Annotated in this window: 14 protein-coding genes; 1 reads left to right on the forward strand and 13 read right to left on the reverse strand. The window is 35.5% G+C overall.

Features of this window, described 5'->3' with window-relative positions; genetic code table 11:
• Positions 1 to 14: 14 nt before the first annotated feature.
• From araA to ACM55I_RS00580, 11 genes are all read right to left on the reverse strand, one after another.
• Positions 15 to 1529 carry an L-arabinose isomerase gene (gene araA / locus ACM55I_RS00530; protein ID WP_416844839.1) on the reverse strand — a complete coding sequence of 505 codons (1515 nt, stop codon included), beginning with the start codon at positions 1527 to 1529 and terminating at the stop codon, positions 15 to 17.
• Positions 1530 to 1705: 176 nt separating this feature from the next.
• Positions 1706 to 2398, reverse strand: a complete 693-nt coding sequence (locus ACM55I_RS00535) for an L-ribulose-5-phosphate 4-epimerase (RefSeq protein ID WP_416844840.1) — start codon at positions 2396 to 2398, stop codon at positions 1706 to 1708.
• Positions 2391 to 4082, reverse strand: coding sequence for a ribulokinase (locus ACM55I_RS00540; RefSeq protein ID WP_416844841.1), 1692 nt, complete (start codon positions 4080 to 4082; stop codon positions 2391 to 2393). The genes ACM55I_RS00535 and ACM55I_RS00540 overlap by 8 nt, the downstream gene beginning before the upstream one ends.
• 167 nt (positions 4083 to 4249) lie before the next feature.
• Positions 4250 to 6235 (reverse strand): alpha-L-arabinofuranosidase C-terminal domain-containing protein, encoded by a 1986-nt coding sequence (locus tag ACM55I_RS00545; protein WP_416844842.1) that lies wholly within the window; start codon positions 6233 to 6235, stop codon positions 4250 to 4252.
• 92 nt (positions 6236 to 6327) lie between these two features.
• Positions 6328 to 8319, reverse strand: coding sequence for a glycoside hydrolase family 127 protein (locus ACM55I_RS00550; RefSeq protein WP_416844843.1), 1992 nt, complete (start codon positions 8317 to 8319; stop codon positions 6328 to 6330).
• Between the two features lie 9 nt (positions 8320 to 8328).
• Positions 8329 to 9309 (reverse strand): arabinan endo-1,5-alpha-L-arabinosidase, encoded by a 981-nt coding sequence (locus ACM55I_RS00555; protein ID WP_416844844.1) that lies wholly within the window; start codon positions 9307 to 9309, stop codon positions 8329 to 8331.
• Positions 9310 to 9512: 203 nt separating this feature from the next.
• Complete coding sequence (locus ACM55I_RS00560; protein WP_416844845.1) at positions 9513 to 10508, reverse strand: glycoside hydrolase family 43 protein; 996 nt, start codon at positions 10506 to 10508, stop codon at positions 9513 to 9515.
• 86 nt (positions 10509 to 10594) lie between these two features.
• The gene (locus ACM55I_RS00565; protein ID WP_416844846.1) at positions 10595 to 12208 is read right to left on the reverse strand and encodes an arabinan endo-1,5-alpha-L-arabinosidase; all 1614 of its coding nucleotides are present in this window, start codon (positions 12206 to 12208) and stop codon (positions 10595 to 10597) included.
• 11 nt (positions 12209 to 12219) lie between these two features.
• Positions 12220 to 13767: an alpha-N-arabinofuranosidase gene (locus ACM55I_RS00570; RefSeq protein ID WP_416844847.1), complete on the reverse strand. Its 1548-nt coding sequence runs from the start codon at positions 13765 to 13767 to the stop codon at positions 12220 to 12222.
• A gap of 99 nt (positions 13768 to 13866) precedes the next feature.
• Positions 13867 to 15429: a RagB/SusD family nutrient uptake outer membrane protein gene (locus ACM55I_RS00575; protein WP_416844848.1), complete on the reverse strand. Its 1563-nt coding sequence runs from the start codon at positions 15427 to 15429 to the stop codon at positions 13867 to 13869.
• 31 nt (positions 15430 to 15460) lie between these two features.
• The gene (locus ACM55I_RS00580; protein ID WP_416844849.1) at positions 15461 to 18508 is read right to left on the reverse strand and encodes a SusC/RagA family TonB-linked outer membrane protein; all 3048 of its coding nucleotides are present in this window, start codon (positions 18506 to 18508) and stop codon (positions 15461 to 15463) included.
• 633 nt (positions 18509 to 19141) lie between these two features.
• On the opposite strand from ACM55I_RS00580, the gene ACM55I_RS00585 reads away from it, so the two are divergent.
• The gene (locus ACM55I_RS00585) at positions 19142 to 19831 is read left to right on the forward strand and encodes an NUDIX hydrolase (protein WP_416844850.1); all 690 of its coding nucleotides are present in this window, start codon (positions 19142 to 19144) and stop codon (positions 19829 to 19831) included.
• 202 nt (positions 19832 to 20033) lie between these two features.
• Here the strand turns inward: ACM55I_RS00585 and fsa are convergent, their stop codons facing one another.
• Both fsa and ACM55I_RS00595 read right to left on the reverse strand, forming a co-directional pair.
• Positions 20034 to 20690 (reverse strand): fructose-6-phosphate aldolase, encoded by a 657-nt coding sequence (fsa, locus tag ACM55I_RS00590; protein ID WP_039110452.1) that lies wholly within the window; start codon positions 20688 to 20690, stop codon positions 20034 to 20036.
• 27 nt (positions 20691 to 20717) lie between these two features.
• Positions 20718 to 22757, reverse strand: a complete 2040-nt coding sequence (locus ACM55I_RS00595) for a transketolase family protein (RefSeq protein WP_416844851.1) — start codon at positions 22755 to 22757, stop codon at positions 20718 to 20720.
• Between the last annotated feature and the right edge of the window lie 312 nt (positions 22758 to 23069).

A 23069-nucleotide genomic window follows, 5' to 3' on the forward strand; every position in this document is an offset into this window, starting at 1 on the left:
ACTTTTTTTAGTTATTACAGACCGTGCTGAAACAAATGATAGTACGCTTCGTTAGCATTAATTTTATCTTTAAAGTCTCTGATAGTCGTTTTCTCATCGATAACAAGCAATTCTATGCCTGCAATATCGGCAAAATCTTCCATATATTCTGTTGTAAGCACTTGACTGTACACGGTATGATGCGCACCACCTGCTAAAATCCATGTAGTTGCAGCAATATCAAGGTTAGGTTTGCAATCCCATAATACACGCGCAACGGGAAGTTTAGGTAAATCAGCCATAGGTTTTACCGCTTCTACTTCGTTTACAATCAATCTAAAACGGTTGCCCATATCAATCAATGAAGCATTGATGGCATTTCCCGCTGCTACATTAAATACTAAACGAACGGGGTCTTCTTTTCCTCCAATTCCTAATGGATGTACTTCACAAGAAGGTTTTGCATCAGCAATAGAAGAACAAATTTCTAACATATGCGAACCTAAAACATATGATTTTTCAGGGGTGAAATGATACGTATAATCTTCCATGAAAGACGTTCCGCCTTGGCTTTCAAGACCTACATTCATTACTTTCATTGCTCTAAGCATGGCTGCTGTTTTCCAGTCGCCTTCGCCACCAAAACCGTATCCATCTGCCATAAGGCGTTGAACTGCAATTCCAGGAAGTTGTTTCAACGAACCAAGATTTTCGAAAGTATCGGTAAATGCTTTAAAACCACCTTCTTCAAGGAAAGCTCTAAGTCCTATTTCTATTTTAGCCGCTTCTACTAATGAATGTCTTTGCGCACCGTCTTTTTGAAGCGCTGGAGCTAATGTATAAGAGGCTTCATAAACTTCAACTAATTTATTGATGTCGGCATCAGAAACTTTATCAATATGTTTTATAACGTCTGAAGAGTCGAAACCGTTTACCGAAAAACCAAAACGGATTTGGGCTTCGACTTTATCTCCTTCAGTTACTGCAACTTCACGCATATTGTCCCCAATTCTCGCGACTTTTAAGTTTTGGAATTCATCCCAACCTAAAACCACTCTGGACCAAATAGCTAATTTTTTTTGAACACGCTCGTCTTCCCAATGTCCTACAACCACTTTGCGTTTTTTACGCATTCTGGACATGATAAAACCAAATTCTCTGTCTCCGTGAGCCGATTGATTTAAATTCATGAAGTCCATATCCATAGAAGCCCATGGAATTTCAGCATTGAACTGCGTATGTAAGTGACATAATGGTTTTTTAAGAATGCTTAAACCACCAATCCACATTTTAGCTGGCGAAAAAGTATGCATCCAAGCCACAATACCAATACAGTTTTTGTTTGAATTAGCTTCTAAACATACATTTGTAATTTGAGCTGGAGATTTTACCACATCTTTATATACAATTTTTACTGGTATATGAGACGAAGCATGTAACCCTTTTGCAATGTGTTGTGAATGCTCGGCTACTTTTCTTAGCGTTTCTTCGCCGTATAATTCTTGGCTGCCTACTACAAACCAAACTTCTTTTTGAGATATATCTATCATTATTTTATTGTTTTATATAGTATTGAATAACATTATTTTACCTGTTCTGGGAAATAACATTGAGTTATAAAATGATTTAAGATTTTTGATTTTAGAAGTTTGGACTCGCATAAAATGAGAAATCTAGTGCTGTGAAATCTGAAATCAAAAATCGTTAATCATCATTCAAAAATCTATTATTGTCCGTAATACGAGTCTTTTCCGTGTTTACGTTCGTAATGTTTCTTTATTAAGGAATCTTTTAATCTTGGCGCATTTGGGTTTATTTGCAAAGTCAAGTGCGCCATTTCGGCGATTACCTCTAAAACTTTACTGTTGTAAACTGCTTTTGCTGCGTTCTTTCCCCAAGCAAAAGGACCGTGATTTCCAATCAAAACCATTTCTACTTCTTCGTACGAAAGATTTTTTTCTTTGAAGCAATCCAAGATTTGAATTCCTGTGTTGTGTTCGTAATTGCCTTCGATAAGTGCGTCGGCCATTGGCGCAGCACAAGGAATATCAGTGGTTAAGTGATCGGCATGCGTTGTTCCAAATATTGGAATGTCTCTTTGTGCTTGTGCCCAAGCCACAGAATACGTAGCGTGAGTATGTGCCACACCGCCAATGTTTGGCCAATTTTTGTATAAATAAGCATGCGTTTTTGTATCCGAAGAAGGACGCATATTACCCTCGATAATGTTGTTGTCAAAATCCACAATAACAATGTCTTCCAGTTTTAAATCTTCATAAGGAACGCCGCTGGGTTTTATGGCAAAAACACCATTTTTTCGATCTACTGCGCTTACATTCCCAAAAGTATATACCACTAAATTCAATGCGTTTAATTGCATATTTGCTTCGTAGCATTCTTGTTTTAAATCTTTATACATAGTGTTCCTTTTGAAGTTTTTTAAGAGATGGATCTGCAAATGAACTTAATTGGTCATACGCTAACAACAACTTGTGATACGCTGCAACTTTGTCTAATTGAGGAAAATATTCTCCATCAAAATCACTTCCCATTTTTTGACTGGCTTCAATTACGTTAGGATAAATTCCTGCCGCAACTGCTGCATAAATTGCTGCACCCAATGCTGGTGTTTGGTCAGAAGCTGCAATTTTAATAGGCTTGTTTAAAACGTTAGCCAAAGTTTGCATGATATATGGAGATTTTCTCGCTACACCACCAATCCCGATTACGCTGTTTATTTTTACCCCTTCTTCTTCAAAACGGTCTACGATTTTCTTGGAACCAAAACAGATGGCGTTAACCAAAGATTTGAATAAATGGGGCGCTTTGGTTCCTAATGATAAATTAGAAATAGCACTTTTTATTTCCTGATTAGCATCCGGAGTTCTTCTTCCGTTAATCCAATCTAGAGCAATAGGCACACTTTCGGATACAGGGATTTTCTCCGCTTCAGCAGTTAATTGTATAATTAAATTATCGCTGATTTCTTCTTTTAGTTGCTCTTTTTGGGCATCTGTCAAAAGTGTCGAATTAGCTAATAAATGATCTGTTGGCCAAAGTAGTAACTCTTTGTACCAAGCCAATAAATCTCCAAAAGCCGATTGACCTGCTTCAAGACCTATATAACCCGGAATTACAGAGCCATCTACTTGTCCGCAGATTCCACGTACTGATTTAGTCCCTATCGTTTCTTCTGAAGCAACAATTATATCACAGGTTGAGGTTCCCATAACACGAACCAAGGTGTGCTCTTCTATTTTTGCTCCTACAGCACCAGAGTGTGCATCGAAAGTTCCTACGGCTATAACCGTATCTGTTGTAAGTCCCAATCTGGTTGCCCATTCTGGACTTAAATTTCCTGCAACAAGGTCAGATGTATACGTTTCATCGTACAATCTTCCGCGAAGTGCCGCAAGATAAGGGTGTAGTTTTCCTAGGAATTCTTCTGGAGGTAAACCATTCCAGTCTTCATGCCACATGGCTTTATGACCCGCTGCACAACGACTTCTTTTAAATGATTTTAAATCTTTATTGTCAATCAATAAATACGTCATTAAATCACAATGTTCCATCCAAGTATAAGCGGCATTTTTTACTGCTTCGTCTTGTTTGGCTATGTGTAAAATTTTTGCCCAAAACCATTCTGAAGAATAAATTCCTCCAACATATTTGGTAAAATTTTCTCCACCCCAAGTAGCGGCAAGTTCATTGATTTCGTTGGCTTCATTTATTGAAGTATGATCTTTCCAAAGTACCATCATGGCATTAGGATTGTTCTCAAAACCTTTTGTCAAAGCTAATGGTGTTCCATCTTCAGTAACGGGTACAGGAGAAGAACCGGTTGTGTCGATGCAAATACTTCGTATAAGAGAAGGATCTAAATTGCTATTTTCAACAACATATTTTATAGTGGTTTCTAATCCTTCGATATGATCTAAAGGGTGTTGACGAAACTGGTTTATGGATGCGTTGCAATATTCCTTGTTTTTCCATCGCTTGTAGTGACAAACATTAGATGCTATTTCTTGTCCATTTTCAGTGTCTATTAACATCGCTCGAACAGAATCTGTTCCATAGTCTAATCCTATAACATAATTTTTCATTCTAGATTCTTTTAATTATAATGACAAATATAGTATAAATAATTTATAAGTGTATAAAAAACACTTAATTTAATTTAACATTGTTATTTTTATTAAAACAGCATTAAAACAGGTGTTTACGAATAGAATAGATAATAAACGTTTGTTATAAATTTATTATATTGCGATTATTTCATCTTTAACTTCAAAACTGTTACTGAATAGGCTGGAAGGCTTGTTTGTGCTTTGTCACCTTTTAACTTAAATTCCCTTTCTGTAGGGCTTATTTTTTTAGGAGCAGCAAAAGAATTTTCATCTTCCAGGTTCGCACTTGTAAGTGTTATAAGAGTTCCTTTAGCCGCTAATTTGCTTCCTTTTAAATCAATATTTACCTCTTGTGCAGCTGCAGATGTATTTACCAGTTTTACAATTACTTCTTTTGTATTTACATCTTTTACCGCCGAAGCAAACAAATTATTTTGACCTGTTACTGGTTTTCCGTCTTTGGTAATTGCAATTAAGTCAGTTCCCTTATTGGTTGAAAATAATTTTTGCACATAGTAATTAGCAGAACCATACGCTTCTAAATTATTGAACCAAAGTAAATCCGGTGTCCATTGCCAAGCTTCTTCATGCGCCATCAATGGGGCATAGGAAGTTAGGTTTACCACTTCGGCATTTCTTTCTAAACCAGTCATGAAAGCGGCTTCAGAAAACGCACATTCCCAGTTGTTTTTATTATCAGGGCTTGCAATAGCGACACTTTGAGCGGCATATTCTCCTGCAAAAACTTTAGGTCCTTTTCTGTCGTATTTGTCATAACGAGTTGCATTTTCTCTAAACCATTGTGGGTTTTTATAATAATGTTCATCAACGATTTCGGCATTTAATTTTTTAAGTTCCTGCATACCATAATCAAAATAATCACCTTCTGGAAATGGACCGGCTCCTGAAACGATAGTCATTTTTGGATATTTTGATTTTATGGCTTTTTCAAATACTTTAAATCTTTCGATGTATTGAGGACCCCATTGTTCGTTTCCAACACCAATAAGTTTTAAGTTGAAAGGTTTTGGATGTCCCATTTCTGAACGGATTCTACCCCAAGGAGTTTCAACGCCACCATTAGCAAATTCGATTAAATCCAACGCATCTTGCACATAGGGATCTAATTCATCCATCGGAACTAATTCCCCAGTATTGAACTGACAAGCCATTCCACAACTTAAAATAGGTAAGGGTTGTGCACCAAGATCTTCGGAAAGTTGGAAATATTCAAAAAATCCCAATCCAAAAGTTTGGAAATAATCCGGTGCTGGTTTGTGTGTAAATTCGGTATTCCAACGGTTTATTAATGTCTCTCTATTTTCTACATCACCCACGGTTTTTTTCCATTGGTAGCGTTGTGCCAATGTTCTTCCTTCAACAATACAACCTCCGGGAAATCTTAAAAATCCTGGTTTCATATCATATAATAATTGTACGATGTCTTTTCGCAAACCATTTTTTCTGTTTTTCCAAGTGTCTTCGGGGAATAATGAAATCATATCCATGTCGATCGTTCCTGTTCCTTCGAAGGTAATTTTCAATTGTGCTTTTGCTTCGGTTTGGGTTGCTATAAATTGAGCAGAATACCCTTTCCAGTCATTAGACGTTGGTATGATGCTGGTTTCACCTAAAACTTTTTTGTTTTTATCAATAAATTGGATGATAATTTTTTTGATAGTGCCATTGTGATTCGCTGCTTTTAGAGAAAGATTGTATTTGGCATCTTTCTTAATTCCCATTCCTCTAAATCCGGTGTTAATTATTTCAAATCCTTTGTCATTATTTACAAGAACTCTACAAAAACTAGGATTTGTTTTGTTTTCTAATGCTTTGATAGTTGTGGCAATACCGGATGCTGTATTGAAAGAATGGGTGTCACTATTGGGTTGTTCCCAGCCCATAAGCGGTGTGTCAAATTCAAAAGAACGGTTCTTGATCATTTCAGCATACAATCCCCCATCAGCAGCAAAATTGATGTCTTCAAAAAAGGCACCATACATCGTTGGTTGAATTTTAGTAATTGTTTTGCGGGTATTTACTTCGAGATTTGTTTTTTGTGCATTGGCGTATATACCATTTAGCAATAAACCGCAAAGGGTTAATTTGGTGATTAAATTTGGTTTCATGTTTCTTTATTTGTTTAAAAGTTCAATTGAGCGGATCAAAATTCATTAGTCTTTCCGTCTATTATCTGTTTTCTTAAAATTTAATATCTCTTTTATTCTTTATAATCTATCCAGACTTTCATTTTTCCAACGCCTCTATTGGACCATGAATAATAAGGAATAGCTTTTAATTTTTTGTTTTGAATGGTATTCACACCTTCTAGAAGATTAGATTCTTTTTTAACTTCGAAAGTATCATTTGCATTGATAGCAATTTTATCAAAAGCAGTTGCATTGTCAATTTCCTCAATAGCATATACAATTGGTCCGTATTCTAAAGCTACTTTTCCTATGTTGCCGGCTACTTTGGTATTGGTCACGACTTCTTTCACTTCCATAGGAAAATCTAATGCTATTGTTTCTCCTTTTTTCCATTTTCTGGTAATGATAATATATCCTTTGTCTTCTTTATAGGCGATACGTTTTCCGTCTATAGTAACTGAAGTTTTCGCAGCCGACGTGTTTCTATAACTATATAAATCTCCCGGTAAAACTTGATTTCTCGCCCAGCTTGGAATACGTAATTTGATGGTAAATGGAGTTTCATTTTTAGGAGTAAGAGTAAGAGAGACTTTGCCGTCCCATGGATAATTGGTTTTTTGTGAAATTTCCAACTTTGTGCTTTCCAATGCTATCTTCGCCGTATTGGAAGCATATAAATTCACATAAAGAGCATCTTTACTTGTAGAATAAATCAACCCTGGAATTGATGGAATAAAACGTATCAAATTGGTAGGGCAACAAGAACAATCAAACCACGATTGGCGAGTGCAAGAACCTCTATTGTTTTTGTAAACCCCATCTGATTCTAGTGCGTTTGGATAGAAAAATTGTTTTCCATCTAATGAAATTCCGGAGATTAATCCGTTGTATAATGTTCGTTCAATTACATCAAAATATTCTGAATTACCAGTTAAGTTGTGCAGTCTGTGGTTCCAATAGACATCGCCAATAGCGGCGCAAGTTTCGTTGTAGGCTGTAAGGTTTGGTAATTCGTAGTTTGCACCAAATGCTTCGCCGTCATGTATAGCACCAATCCCACCAGTGATGTACATTTTCTTGTTGACCATGTTCGTCCACAAAGCATTCATGGCATTTAGGTAGTCTTTGTCGTTGTATATTGCGGCAATATCAGTCATTCCTGCATACATATACACTGCTCTTACGGCATGGCCTACTGGTTCTTTTTGTTGGATAACGGGAATGTCATCTTGTGCATAAGTTCCATATAGTTTATGGTTTTTTGGATTTCCTCTGTTGTCCAAGTAGTATTTGGCCAAATTTAAATAGGCTTTATTGTTAGTGATTTGATAGAGATTTACCAAACCAGTTTCCACAATTTGATGACCTGGAACACCATGAACTTGGTTTGCTCCATCGCCAAAAGTGCGTACTAACATATCAGCATTTTTGATGGCAATGTCCAAAAAATTTCTTTTTCCGGTAGCTTGATAATGTACAACAGCAGCTTCTATCATGTGACCTGAGTTGTACAATTCATGACTTATTTGCAAGGATTCCCAACGCTTTCCTTCTATAACGGGTACCCATGGGGCTGGTGGTTTAGCTGGATTTATAGTTCTCCAAGTCGTAAGATAGCCATCTTTTTCCTGACCAATTTTCACAATGCTTATGAGTGAATCCAGTAAAGTTTCGAGTTTTGGATTGGGTTCACTTATTAATGTGTTTGAAGCGCCTTCGATGATTTTGTATACGTCAGTATCGTCAAAAGGCATTTGTCCTTTTACAGTTCCTTTCATTTTACCGCCTGCAATTAAAAAATTATCAAGACGTCCTTCTTCTTCACATTTATGAATGGCATATTCGATGGTTTTTTCCTGTACTTTTTTTATTATTGGCAACCAGAACGCATCGGTTAATTTTACATTCTGAATGTTTACCGGGGTGATGGCATAACCTGATTTTTTTGTTGCATTTGATTTCTTTGTACGCTGTTGGCTCTGTCCGTAGACGGTCATTAATACAAAAATTGCTAGTATTATTTTTTTTATCAAGGTCATTTTACCTACTATTAATCGATTCATATATTTAATCTAGAACTTTGGCCATAAATTGGTATCCCATTGCAATTCTTTGATTTCTAATTTTGGCCTTCCATTATTTTTGATTTCATAGGCATGAAAAACAATGTAATCTTTCCCGTCAAAAGTATAGGTGCTGTTGTGACCTGCTCCATACCAGTTTTTATCTCCTTGAATCAATAAAGAACCTCCGCCTTCGGTTAATAGTTTCCCGTCTTTATCTACATAAGGACCAGTTATATTTTTTGATCTTCCCATTACTACTTTATAAGTGCTTTTTTCACCTTGACAACAGAAATCCCAAGAAAGGAACAAGTAATAATATCCATTTTTTCTAAATACAAATGGAGCTTCTAAAGCAGCATCGCCCGGGTCAGAGTCTACTAATTCGCTAGTTCGTTTGCGTTTGGCTATGGCGTGCCATTCTTCAGGCTGTGCCACTGATTTTAAACTGGCATTTAATTTCACCATTTTGAGACCGTTCCAAAAAGAGCCAAAAGCTAACCAAGGGGTGTTGTTCTCATCAAAAGTCAAATTAGGATCTATGGCATTCCACATATCCCGATTAGGAACTGATTGGATGACAATTCCGTGATCTTCCCATTTGTAAGCCGGGTCTTTTGGGTCTAAAGTGGTATTGGTTGTCAATCCTATCGCCGAAGTGTTTTTTCCGAAAGCAGAAACGGAATAATACAAATAATAGGTGTTGTTGTGAAAGGAAATGTCCGGCGCCCAAATATGATTATCGAAATTAGTGACTACTTTATCTACCCAGACTGGTTTTTCTTTGAATATAGCCGGTTCCGGTTTCCAGTTTTTCAAGTCTTTAGAACTAAAAACGCTAATTCCTTGCCCTGTACAGTATAAATAATAGGTGTCTTTTTGTTTAATCATCACTGGATCATGAACAGTAATGTCTTGGGCAAATGATACACAGCTAATTAATAGGGTTAGGGAAAAGATTAGATTTTGTATTTGTTTGTGTAATTTCATGTTTTACTTTTTTAACCATATAAGGTTTTAAGAAAATATAAGTTTGTTCTATTTAATACTTTCAGAATTATTTTTAATTTCAACTTAAATGGACTTATATTTCTTATATGTTAGATTTTTTTAACGATATAAGTCATTTAAGAAAATGTAAGTTTAAATGGTTTTGTTAATCGTTTATGTTTAAAACAATTTCTGAAAACTACTTATTGTGTTATCCCTTCCGAAGTCATAATTACTCGTTTCATAGTTCCATCTTCATTGTAATACAAACGGTCAACGCAAACGGATCTTCTAAAACTACCACCATTGGGTTGAGTAGCACCATTGTGATAAATAAAATAATCTTTTCCTTTAAACGAAATGATAGCTTGATGATTTGTATTTGAGTTTCCAGCGAGTTCGTTCAAAATTCCTTTGTATTCCCATGGTCCATTGATAGACTTGCTCATGGCATAGGCGATTTTTTCAGGAAATTGATAGGCGTAGGACAAATAATACCAATTGTTATGTTTGTGAATCCAAGGTGCTTCGGTAAAATTGGGTAAAGAGATTGTTTGTATTGGACCGTCAAGTTCAATCATGTTTGCTTTTAATTTTGCATAATGACAAACGGAATTTCCCCAAAAAAGATAGGCTTGACCATCATCATCTATCATTACTGTTGGATCAATATCATCCCAGTCAATCTTGGTTTGTGTGGTCATATCATTAGTAACAAGTGCTTTTCCTAAGGCATCTTTGAAAGGTCCTGTTGGACTGTCAGAAACACCAACACCTATGGCTTTTCCATTGATGGCTCCATGTGAAACGGTTACATACCAATAAAATTTTCCGTTGCGTTCAATAACTTGAGAAGCCCAAGCATCGGATGTTGCCCAAGCAAAATCAGTGACTTTAAGCGGTACGGGATGTTCCTCCCAATGCACCATATCCGATGAGGAATACACCAGCCATTCATTCATTTTATAAAAATTGAAATCATTTGGCGCTTCATCGTGACCTGCATAGAGATATACTTTGTCTTTGTAAACCAAAGCTGCAGGATCACCTGTGTATTTATCTTTTATGATGGGGTTGTTGAGTACTATTGAATTACTGCTTTTTCCCCCATTGGCGGAAGCCATACCTTCATCAGTTTTTACCGTTTTACAAGAAGAAATTAAGACGACGGAAAATAGGGTTAAAAATATGTTTTTCATTTTTTGGTTTATTTTTTATTCAAACGCCCTTCCTAAAATAGAAAGGGCCGTTTGTGTTTTTTAATTAAATAGCAAAAGGAAATAAATTAGTTTATTTTTTTACCCCAAACTGGAAGTCCTCCTGCAGTAAGGCCAGAATAGGTAATGGTTACTTTACGGGTGGCACTTTCCCAGTCCCAAGCATCGCTTACTTTACATTTATTTCCATTTACGGTTAATGTTTTATTGGTACTGTCATACGACCAAGTCCCTGTAGCACCACCGCTCACTTTTTTGTCGGCAGTTAAGTATATAGTGACTGATTTTTGAATGACTTTGTATTGGTAATTCATCGTTATTTGTTCCCATGTTCCTATAAAGGAGGTTTCGGTAATAGTTGTGGTGGGTACGGCAGCATAACGTTCGGGAGCGATTACAGGCCATCCGTCTTCTGTCCATTGTATGCCACGAACGTGACCCATCATTATTGCATTAGATGCTGCAATTCCTGGAACTCCTTCCGGTAAACGTGCTTGAGACGAATAAAACCATTCTTTGGTTTCTGGGTTTTGGAAAACAGCACAATGTGAGATTCCAACCCAACCGGTATGATTATTAAACGAATAAGGGTGTGTTAGCATTGGCCAACAATCAGCACCACTGGTCACATCGGCACCATTGATTCCCAGATAGGGACCCATAATGTTTTTGGAACGAGCCACACGAGTATTGTAGGGCACATCAAGTCCGTCATACGCCATAAATAGATAGTAATATTCAGTATCTGGATTGTATATAATCTCTGGTCCTTCGGAACCTTGCCAACGACTTGTAGCACTGCGAGTGGCAATGCGGGTTCCATAATCACTCAGCGTTTTCAATTGGTCCGGTTTCCCAGTTGTAGGATTCAGTTTTAAGGCTGCAATACCAGAATGCCAAGATCCGTAAATTAGGTATTGCTCTCCGCCAGGAGTTTCAAGAAAACTTGGGTCAATGGCGTTGAATTTGAAATACGCTTCCCAATCATTACCACCATTTCTGACGTAACTTTTCACGCCATCTGGTTCAGAACAAACTACCATTCCTTTATCTGTCCAAACATTAGAAGCTAAATCATCTGTTTCGGCAAGACCAATAAAAGCACGTTCTGACCAAGAGGTATTGTAATCTGTTCCTATGATAGGCTCAGTAACCACAATACTGTAATACATTCTATATTTATTACCAACTTTTCGAACACAAGGTGCCCAATAGCCATAACTTGGATTTGCTATTGCAGGTAAAGCCGGAACCATACGAGCTCTTTTGTTATTCAAAGAATCCTTTACCCAAGCCGGAGCTGTGGTCATAGATGATCCCATAAATTCCCAATTTACAAGATCTTTAGAACGTCTGTAAAAAAAATGTCCATGTCCTTCGGTGGCGTTTCCGTAAGAAGCATCCGTTTGATACATATAATAATAATCGCCACATTTAGCAACTGTTGGGTCGTGAACGTTTGCCAAATTCCATTGTGAATTAGAACCCCAAGAAGAAATAGAGGTGTAATTATCTAAGTAACTAGGTCCAGGAAAACCAGGTACAACCACTACCGGCGGAACAGGAGTTGGTGTTGGAGTTGGGGTAGGAGCGTCACTGCTCGAACAACTACTAACGGTAACAGCTACTAAAAAAAGTACTAGATAGGGTACTAATTTTAAAATGGAATTTGATTTTTTCATTTTATTCTTTTTTATTTACCTTCTAACATTATTACAGAAAAAGGAGGAACTGTTATTACTAACTTACCCTTTTTTATTTCAAACCCTTTGAAAGCGGTCGGTTGGATTTTTGTTGGGTTGTCAAAGGAATTGAAATCTTGCAATTTTGGGGATGCTAATAGGTTTCCCGAAACGTTTTTGATTCCAAGTTCTTTTATGTCGATTTCGATTTTGTTTTCTTTTTTAGAGTCAATATTTACTAATGAAATATGAACTAATCCGTTTTTATCTTTTGATGCTGAAGCAGATAATGCCGGAAGTGTTTCGCCATTATAGGTGTATAGTGGAGAATTTATTGTAATTGGTAATAATTTTGCATCTTGATGTACGCTATACATTTGCATCACATGATAAGTAGGTGTCAAAATCATTTTGGCTTTATCCGTAAGAATAACTGCTTGCAAAACATTTACGCATTGCGCTAGATTAGCCATACGAACTCTGTCAGCATGGTTATTGAAAATATTAAGAGTTGCCCCAGCCAAAACAGCATCTCTCATCGTATTTTGTTGGTATAAAAATCCAGGATTGCTTCCTTTCTCTACATCGTACCAACCGCCCCATTCATCTACAACCAAAGCAATTTTTTGCTCAGGATCGTATTTATCCATGATAGCGCCATGTTTGGTAATAAGTTCATCCATTTTTAAGGCTTCTTTCATGGTGGTGAAATATTGTCCTTCAGTAAAATCTACTGCATCTCCTTTTTTGTTCCATTCTATTACAGAATAATGGTGCATTGCTACACCGCCCAACATACTTCCTGGGATATTCTTCATTAATGTTTCGGTCCAATTATAATCGGCATCACTTGCGCCAGATGCAATACGCATTAACCCGCCAGTGTTTTCCCAATCAGACATAAATGTGGCATATTTACGGTATTCGCCAGCATAATAGTCGGGTTTCATATTACCACCACAACCCCAAGCTTCATTACCAATTCCCCAAATTTTTACTTTCCAAGGTGCAGTTCTGCCATTTTTTTTACGCAAATCACTCATTGGGCTTTTACCTCCAAAGTTGGCGTATTGTACCCAATCAGAAAGTTCCTGAACGGTACCGCTTCCCACATTTCCGGATAAGTAAGGTTCTGCTCCAAGTAATTCACATAGGTTTAAAAAATCATGAGTTCCAAAACTATTGTCTTCAGTAGTTCCTCCCCACCATTGATTTACGATTGTTGGTCTGTTTTCTTTTGGACCAATACCATCTTTCCAGTGATACGTATCCGCAAAACAACCACCTGGCCACCTTAAATTAGGGATTTTTAATTTTTTAAGAGCATCAATAATGTCGTTACGAACGCCAGCTGTATTTGGTATTTTTGATGTATCCCCAACAAAGAAGCCACCATAGATTGATCTTCCTAAATGTTCTGCAAAATGTCCGTAGATATTTTTATTGATTGTAGGTGCATTAGCAGTATTTTTTATAGAAAGTACTGTGGTCTCTTTTTGTGCAACAATAATTTGATTGCAAAAAGTAAAAATAAATAAGATTAATAGGGCTTTTTTCATGTTGTATCTAAGTTGTAATATCACATGGTAAGCTAATTAAAAGCTTACCACATGATACTAAAGAATGCTAAAATTATAATTAACTAACTCAAAATAATATTAATAACCACTGTTTTGGATTGTTCCTGGATTGTTATCCATTTCCAATTGTGGTATTGGGAAAAATTCTCTTCCTGTTGCATAGGAATTAAATTCAACGTCTCTTGATTTTAACCATGCTAATTTTGTAGCATCTTGTAACCAACCCCAACGACGAATATCATCAAAACGGTGTCCTTCTAATGGGAACTCTAAGAATCTTTCGTGACCTATTTGTTCTCTCATGGCAGCTTGACTTAATCCTGGTTTTGCTGTAGCTAAATTAGGTAAGCCAACTCTGTTTCTAACCATTTGAATGTAAGTATATGCACCTGGCGTATCGCCTGTTTCATTTAAACATTCAGCATACATTAGTAATATGTCAGAATATCTTAATAAACGCTCGTTTATGCCAGAACGCCAATCGAATTCGTTTGCATAGGCCCCGTCTGAATTCTCGTATTTTCTACAAAACAAATCATTTAAATCTCCTGGATTTCCTGCGTAAAAAGTCCCAAAATTTTGTCCGTAAAGCTGCATTCCACCTGGTTTGTTGTAAAACATTGTAGCATCTAAACGTGGGTCTACTGCACCAGAAGTAGTCAATTCATCATGGAATTCATTAAATAATGTTCTAGTTGGTTGAACGTCTGTCCATCCAAAAGCTCTTGGTCCGTAAGTAATAGCTCTTGCAGATGTTTTCCCCCAACCAGAAGCTGGAGCACCACCCCAACCTAAATCAACACCGCCGGCTTGTCTGCTAAATTGTACTTCGAATAGTGATTCTGAATTGTTCTCGTTAGAGTCCGTAAAGTTATCACGGTAATTAGATACTAAAGAGTAAACCCCTAAATCAATCACTTGTTTAAATGTTGTTTTTGCATTTGCAAAATCTTTAGTAAACAAGTATGCTTTTCCTAAATATCCTAAAGCTGCTCCTTTAGTAGCACGTCCTTTTTGACCTGCGTCTAAACCAGTAACATTGTCGTAAGACGCTGGAAGTAAATCAGCAGCAGCTTTGAAATCAGCAATAACTTGCGCCCAACCTTCTTCGTTTGTTTTTTGAGGATAGTAAACAGAAATTTCTGTTGGCAATGGTACGCTTTTAAACATGTTTACTGCATGAAATAAATACAACCCTCTCAAGAAATAGGCTTGACCCAGAATTCTGTTTTTAAGTGTTGCATCAACCATTTCGATAGTAGGTACTTTTGTTATAACTTGATTCGCACGGTAAATACCTTGATAATACGTTTCATAAGCCCAACCATAAATGGCAGCGTCTGATACATTAGAATTAAAACGGCCGACGTTTTGCATGGCTCCCCATGGACTGTTACTTCTGGTATCATCCCCTTTTAAGTCTAATAATAAGGGTGTGCTTCTCATGTAAGTACCATCAGTCAATAAGCTTCCGTAAGCGGCATTTACACCTTCAATAGCGTCTTGGTCTGTTTTCCAGAATGAATCTACTGCATCATTATTTGGGTCAACTTGAACTAAATCTTCATTGTTAACACAACTTGTCGTTGCGACTGCTAGTGAGAAGAAAACGGTTAGATAATTAAATATTTTATATTTCATTTTGATTCGTTTTTAATTTGTTTGGTTAGTTTTAAAAATTCACTTCAAGTCCTAAAGAAACAGTTCTAGGATTTGGGAATGAACCACCATCGTATCCTCTAGAGAACAATCCGTCATTGCTATTGAAATCAGGATCGTATCCTTTGTATTTGCTGATTATCAATAGGTTTTGACCATTTACAAATACTTTAGCTTTTTGAATAAAACTTGCAGTAGGAACAGGAATTTCATATCCAATCTCCATTGTTTGTAATTTTATATAATCTCCTTTTTCAATAAATCTATTAGAATCTCTTGTGTTAGCATTTGGATCTCCAATAATTGGACGTGGTACATTCGTATTTGTATTTGTAGGAGTCCAATAATTAAGCTCGTCAGTACTATGGTTTCCATATTGACCAGCCATTAAATTGCGGTACATGCCATCAAATACTTTGTTTCCGCCACTTCCTTGCCAAAACATAGAGAAATCCCAGTTTTTATATGAACTGCTAAAGTTGATACCGTAACTGTATTTAGGAATTGTAATTCCTTGGAATGTTCTGTCTAGATCACTAATTTTACCATCTCCATTGATATCTTTGAACTTAACATCCCCAATTCCAGCATTTGTTTGTGTTGGAGATGAAGCAATATCTGCTGCATTTTGGAAAATTCCATTTGTTTCATAAGCATAAATCTCACCTACTGATCTACCCACTTCAGTTTTTGATGCAGCACCATAGATTGGATTTCCATCAAGACCAATTTGTAATACTTTATTTTTCAAGGTTCCTAAGTTAGCAGAGATGCTGTACTTGAAATCATGATGATTGTTATTGTATGTTGCAGAAAACTCTAAACCGTTATTTCTAACCGAACCTGCATTTGTAGTTACACTAGCAGGAAAAGCACCTGTTGAAAATGGTAATGGAACACCAATTAAAAGATCAGTTGATTTCTTAACATAATATTCAGCCGTAAACTGCAAGTCATTATTGAATAATCCTAACTCAAGTGCCACATTGGTAGTTTTTGTTTCTTCCCAATGTACATTGGGATCTAATGCACTTACTACTGTTGTACCTGGAGCTAATTGATTATTAAAGTCATAACCAGCAAAACTATTAATTGTACTAGCGAAGAAATAGGTTGGTATCGTGTTATTTCCTAATATACCGTAACCACCTCTTAATTTAATATTGCTTACCCATTCTGGCAAGTGAAGAAATTTTTCATTACTAATTTTCCAAGCCCCTGAAAAAGAATAAAAATTACCTTTATTGTATTTTTGACTAAAAAGAGACGTTTTATCTTGTCTAAAGTTAGCTTGTAACAAATAGCGATCATCATAACCGTAATTTATTCTACTCAAATATGATACACCAGTAACCGTATTTTCATACTCTCCAGCACTTGTAGCATCAGCATATTCTAAATGGCTAATTTCACCTGGTTTGTAACCCACACCTCTTGACCAGTGATTGTAATTATCATTTCTTTCTTGAACCCATCCTACTAAAACATCAAATTTATGCTTACCAATTGCTTTTTCGTAAGTTAATAAATTATTAAGGAAAGTTCTAGACTGACTACCAGTAGATACATCTAGTGAAGCTTCATCATTAGTAGTAATATAATACCAACCTAAATCACTTGGCGGTACAAATTTTCTGTTTTGCCAATCTAATCTGTCAAAACTGGCGTCAATTTTGTATTTTAATCCTTTTACGATTTCAAGTTCTCCCCAAATATCCCCAATGAAACGATTTCTTTTGGCGTTGTTTGTTATTAAGTTATTGTATCCAATAACGTTCATGGATATTGCTCTTTGTGTTAAGTTAGTTGTCCCTCCGTATCCACCTAGTCTATTTACATCATAAACAGGCATTGTAGGAATAGCACCTAATAAATCACTGACTGGTGATTCCCCGGCATTGTATTCGTTAAAATTTTCTTTACCAGATTGAGTGAAACCTATTTTTGAACCGTATTTAAATTTCCCTTTTTTACCTGTTAAGTTTAAAGTGGTAGATAATCTCTTGTAATCTTGAGGTGAATTAAGATAGCTGCTGTTTTTGAAATAATCCACATTCATGTTATATCCTAAGCTTTCTGCACCACCACTAAAAGTTAAGGAATGGTTTTCTATGATACCAGTTTGGAATGCCGCTTTTTGCCAGTTAGTATCTACATTATTAATATAAGAAGGACTTGTTGGGTCATTTCCTGGAGCCACACTTAATCCTGCATTTATCTCAGCTGCGCTAGTGATGTTTTGATATCCTACTCTGTCAGTTAGAGACCATTTTTTAGCTACATTTTGAAATCCAACAAGGGATTTATATTTAATGTCAAATTTACCAGATTTCCCTTTTTTGGTAGTAATAATGATTACACCGTTAGCTCCACGAACCCCATAAATTGCTGCCGAAGATGCGTCTTTTAAAACTTGCATAGATTCTATTTCTCCTGTAGCAAAATCATAAGGACTGTCTACAATCATACCGTCTACTACGAAAAGTGGATTGTTATTACTAAAAGAGCTGATTCCTCTAATTTTGATATTAACAAAACCTCCCGGTTCTCCAGAGCTTTGCATAGTTACACCAGCAACTTGCCCCTGAAGCATTTTTGCAACATCGTAGCTTACTGTTTTTTTTGCGTTGTCCATGTTTACTACACTCACAGATCCGGTAAGATCTGATTTTTTCTGAGTTCCGTATCCAACAACAACGACTTCATTTAGTTTATTCAAATCATCATTCATTACTATGTTTAGTTGAGATTTGTTCCCTACAGTAACTTCTTGATTTGCAAAACCTATATAACTAAAGACAAGAATATCATTTGAGTCCGCTTTTATTGTATATTCTCCATCAAAGCCAGTAACAACTACTTTGTTGGTACCTTTTATTAAAACATTTACACCCGGTAAAGGCATCGCGTCTTTTGTTGATGTAACGATTCCTTTTATAGTCTTATCTTGTTGTGCAGAAAGAGTATAGGAAGAAAATAACATAACTATTATTGCTAATAGCCATTCTTTTCTTGGCAATAAAAAATTGCAATAGAAAAATAATCGTTGGTTTGTTTTCATTCTGTTTTGTTTTGGTTAATTTATAAGTGTGTATTTTACATTTGTAAATTTAATTAAAAAAAAACTACAAAAACAAATTAATCTGATAAAAAAAACTCCTTAAAAAAATACATCTTGTAAATTAAGTGTAAAAACAACATTTAAATATTGTGGTTTTGTAAAAAAAGTTCCCGTTTTTACAATTTATTTATTTAAAACCCACCCTTTTAGTAAAAAAACAAACTTTTCTACAAAAAACGGGATGCGGTAATTATTTAAAAAAAAATGGAATACTCTCTTTTTTAACTATAAATCAGAGTGATAATGTAAAGAAAGTCTTGTTTAAAACTTAGTTTTTTTAGAAAAAAAGCCAAATTGTAACCTGATAAAGAATCATTTTTCTTCTCAATCGATTGAAATGGTATTTCATAAATCAATAATTTTGAAATTCAACGTGTTATCTTTTTCCAATTAGAAGATAAAAAGAGTATTTTGAAATGTATAAAGCCTTATTTTAAATGAAGTGTTAATTACTTCTTGAACCCTATTTTAGAGTGTTATTTTTTGTTTTAAATTTACGAAGTGTAAAATCTACATTAATAAAATTATGAAACCTTTAAGGAAGTTTATATATTTACCCTAAAAAAAAGTAGTATGCTTAATAGTTATAGTTCTGCGGATAAAGTTTTATTGGCGGTAGATTGTATCATTTTTGGTTTTGATGATGAGGGTTTAAAAATACTTTTGATTAAAAGAGATTTTGAACCTGAAAAAGGGAAATGGTCTTTAATAGGGGGGTTTCTTAAAAAAGAAGAAGTGTTAGATACTGCCGCAATTAGAATTCTTGATCGGTATACAGGTCTTCAGGATATCTATATGGAACAACTATATGCCTACAGTGAAATAAATCGTGACCCTGTCGAAAGAACGATATCGGTTGCTTATTATGCATTAATTAATATTGAGAATCACAACGCAGAATTAACTCAAAACTATCATGCACAATGGTTTAGTATTGGTCAGGCTCCTAAATTAATTTTTGACCATGATTCTATGGTAGAACATGCCATTAGAAGATTGCGTTATAGAACTTCTATAAAACCGGTTGGATTTGAGCTTTTGCCAGAAAAATTTTCCATGCGTCAATTATTGGAATTATACGAAGCTATTTTAAGTAAAGAACTGGATAAAAGAAATTTTATCAGTAAAATCAATTCGTTAGATATTCTTATAAAATTAGAAGAGAAAGACATGATGTCCTCCAGAAAAGGATCGTACCTATATACTTTTGACAAAGAAAAATATGATGCAAAATTATTGGATAATTTTGTATTGAATTTATAAATAGTTTTAGCCTGTTTTCAGAGCATAAAAAAAGGAAGCCTTATTTAAGAGCTTCCTTTTTTTGTATAACTAACTAAAATTAGGTAGAGATAATCCTATTTTCTTTGATTTACTACAATTTCAAGATCTCAGATTATTTCTTATAAATCAGAACTACTGCAATTATAAAATGACTAAAAATAAGTAGTTCTAAATTTTGGGTTTAACTATTTCCTTTGTTATAATCTGCTAAAAATGTTGCTAAACCACTATCAGTAAGGGGATGTTTTAGCAAACCTTCAATGGCGCTTAATGGACCAGTGATTACATCGGCTCCAATTTTTGCACAATTCAAAATATGCATAACGTGACGTACTGAAGCAGCTAAAATTTGTGTTTCATATCCGTAATTATCATAAATCAATTTGATTTCGGCAATTAATGCCATTCCATCTGTAGAAATATCGTCTAGTCTTCCAATGAAAGGAGACACATAAGTTGCACCGGCTTTAGCAGCAAGTAAGGCTTGACCTGCTGAAAATACTAAAGTACAATTGGTTCTGATTCCTTTATTCGAAAAGTATTTTATTGCTTTTATCCCATCTTTAATCATTGGAATTTTCACCACAATTTGAGGATGCAAAGCCGCTAGTCTTTCTCCTTCAGTAATCATTCCTGCAAAATCAGTTGAAATTACTTCGGCGCTAACATCGCCATCTACCAATTCACATATTTTTACGTAATGTGCAATAATATTTTCAGCTCCCGTAATTCCTTCCTTCGCCATAAGCGATGGGTTAGTGGTTACACCGTCTAGAATACCTAGATCATTGGCTTCTTTTATGTCTTTTAAATTCGCGGTATCGATAAAAAATTTCATTTTTTTATTATTTAGTTTTTTGATTATTTATTTACTTTCTTCAATATATTTAAGGATTGCTGCACAAGCGTGTTCACTTGTAAATCCAAATTTTTCGTCCAATACACTTGCTGGAGCTGAATATCCAAAATGGTCCAGTCCAATTACTTTTCCGCTATCGCCAATCAACCCTTCAAGATTTACGGGAAGTCCGGCAGTCAATCCAAATACTAATTTTCCTTTTGGAATGATGCTTTCTTGGTATGATTTTGATTGTTCTTTGAATAAGCCTTCAGATATAATTGAGGCTACGTTTATTTTTAGATTTTTAGATTTTTCCAATATAACAGCGGCTTCTAAAAGTGTTGCCACTTCTGATCCATTTGCAATTAAAGTGATATCAGGATTTTGAATTGATTTAACCAAATAACCTCCTTTTGTTGATTCAGTTGCCTCTTCATATCTTGAACTTCCTTGTGCTGGAATGTCTTTGATATTTTGTCTCGAAAGAATCAAACCGGTTGGTGTTTTGGTATTGTTTAATGCCATATTCCAAGCCACCGAAGTTTCTATAGCATCTGCAGGACGTAGTGCCAGTAAGCTTTGGTTTCCGGAATGGTTTTTTATTTTTTCCATTAAACGAATTTGCGCTTCTTGTTCAATAGGTTGGTGTGTTGGTCCGTCTTCACCCACTCGGAAAGAATCGTGTGTCCAAACATATTTTACAGGAAGTTCTTGAATAGCGGCTAATCGAATGGCAGGTTTCATATAATCAGAAAAAACAAAAAACGTTGCCACTACAGGAATAACGCCTCCGTGAAGTGCAATCCCATTAGCTATTGAAGTCATGGTAAGTTCCGCAACTCCTGCTTGTAAAAAAGCTCCTCTAAAATCATTTTTTTGTAAAACAGATGATTTTTTCAGGAATCCGTCCGTTTTGTCACTATTGGATAAATCTGCTGAAGAAACAATCATATTTTCCACGTTTTCCGCTAAATAGGCCAATACAGCGGATGAAGCATCTCTAGTGGCAGCATTTGGTTTTTGGATAACGCTACTTAGATCTAATTCAGGTAGTTTTCCGGATAAAAATAAATCCATCTTTTGTGATAGTTCCGGATTTTCTTTTCTCCAAGTGGCTATTTGAAGTTTTTTGTAAGCTGATTTTTCCGCTTTTATTGCTAGTATCTTTGCATAATGCGTTTCCACTTCTTCAAAAATGGCAAACGGATTTTCAGGATTTGCATTCAGATTAATAAGCGTTTTTACATAATCTGCTTTGGTGTCACCAATAGGTTTTCCATGCAATTCACATTCTCCTTCGTATATGGCGCCAGTTGCGGTAACACAACCTTTTCCCATAATTGTTTTTCCAATTATCAGGGTAGGTTTTTCAGATTCTGCATGAGCTTCATTCAACGCTTTTCTAATTTGATCATGGTCATGACCATCTATAGTTATTACATTCCACCCCCAAGCTTCATATTTCATGGCTGTGTTTTCTGAGGTAACTTCCTCTGTCATAGAAGAAAGCTGCACATCATTAGAATCATAGAACATGATAAAATTATTCAATCCTAAATGTCCCGCGATTCTCCCTGCTCCTTGAGAAATTTCTTCCTGAACGCCACCATCAGTTATGAAACCGTATATTTTGTGATTGAAAAGTCCTTTGAATCTTGCCTCTAGAAATTTTGCTGCAATGGCGGCTCCCACTCCCATAGCATGTCCTTGACCAAGAGGGCCTGAGGTGTTTTCAATACCTCTTAGTACATCTACTTCTGGGTGGCCTGGTGTAACAGAACCCCATTGTCTAAAATTTTGAAGGTCTTCTTTTTTATAATTTCCCAATAAATAATATTGAGAATACATTAATGCAGATAAATGTCCCGCATCCATAAAGAAACGATCTCTAAATGTCCAATCCATTTCTGTAGGATCAAAATCCACATATTCAGTATACAAAATGTGCATAAAATCAGCACCTCCCATGGCACCTCCCGGATGTCCTGAATTTGCTTTTTCTACCATTGAAATGGCAAGTGCTCTTATATTATCGGCTGCTAATTGGTCAATTTTTTTATTCATAATTTAATTGTCATAATTTGGTGTAAATAGAAAAAAGCATATACTTCGTTTGTAGTATAGGCATTTCAACATAGAAATTTTAAAGTTTCTAAATCCATTTCAAACGGCTCAGTTTTGAAGTGGTTGGTCAAAATTTAATGTGCTAATAGCTTTAAAAACGGATTGCTGTATTTAATTATTTTTTTCTGTGGTTTTTAAATCAATCAAATAAGAGGCTGTTTTTGAGTGAATAACGTGGAAATTAATAATAAGTGTAAAAAATACATTTGCAAATATATGTAAATTTATTTTACAATAACAAATAAATTATTT

Source organism: Flavobacterium algoris (genome assembly GCF_048158525.1).
Classification (GTDB): domain Bacteria; phylum Bacteroidota; class Bacteroidia; order Flavobacteriales; family Flavobacteriaceae; genus Flavobacterium; species Flavobacterium algoris.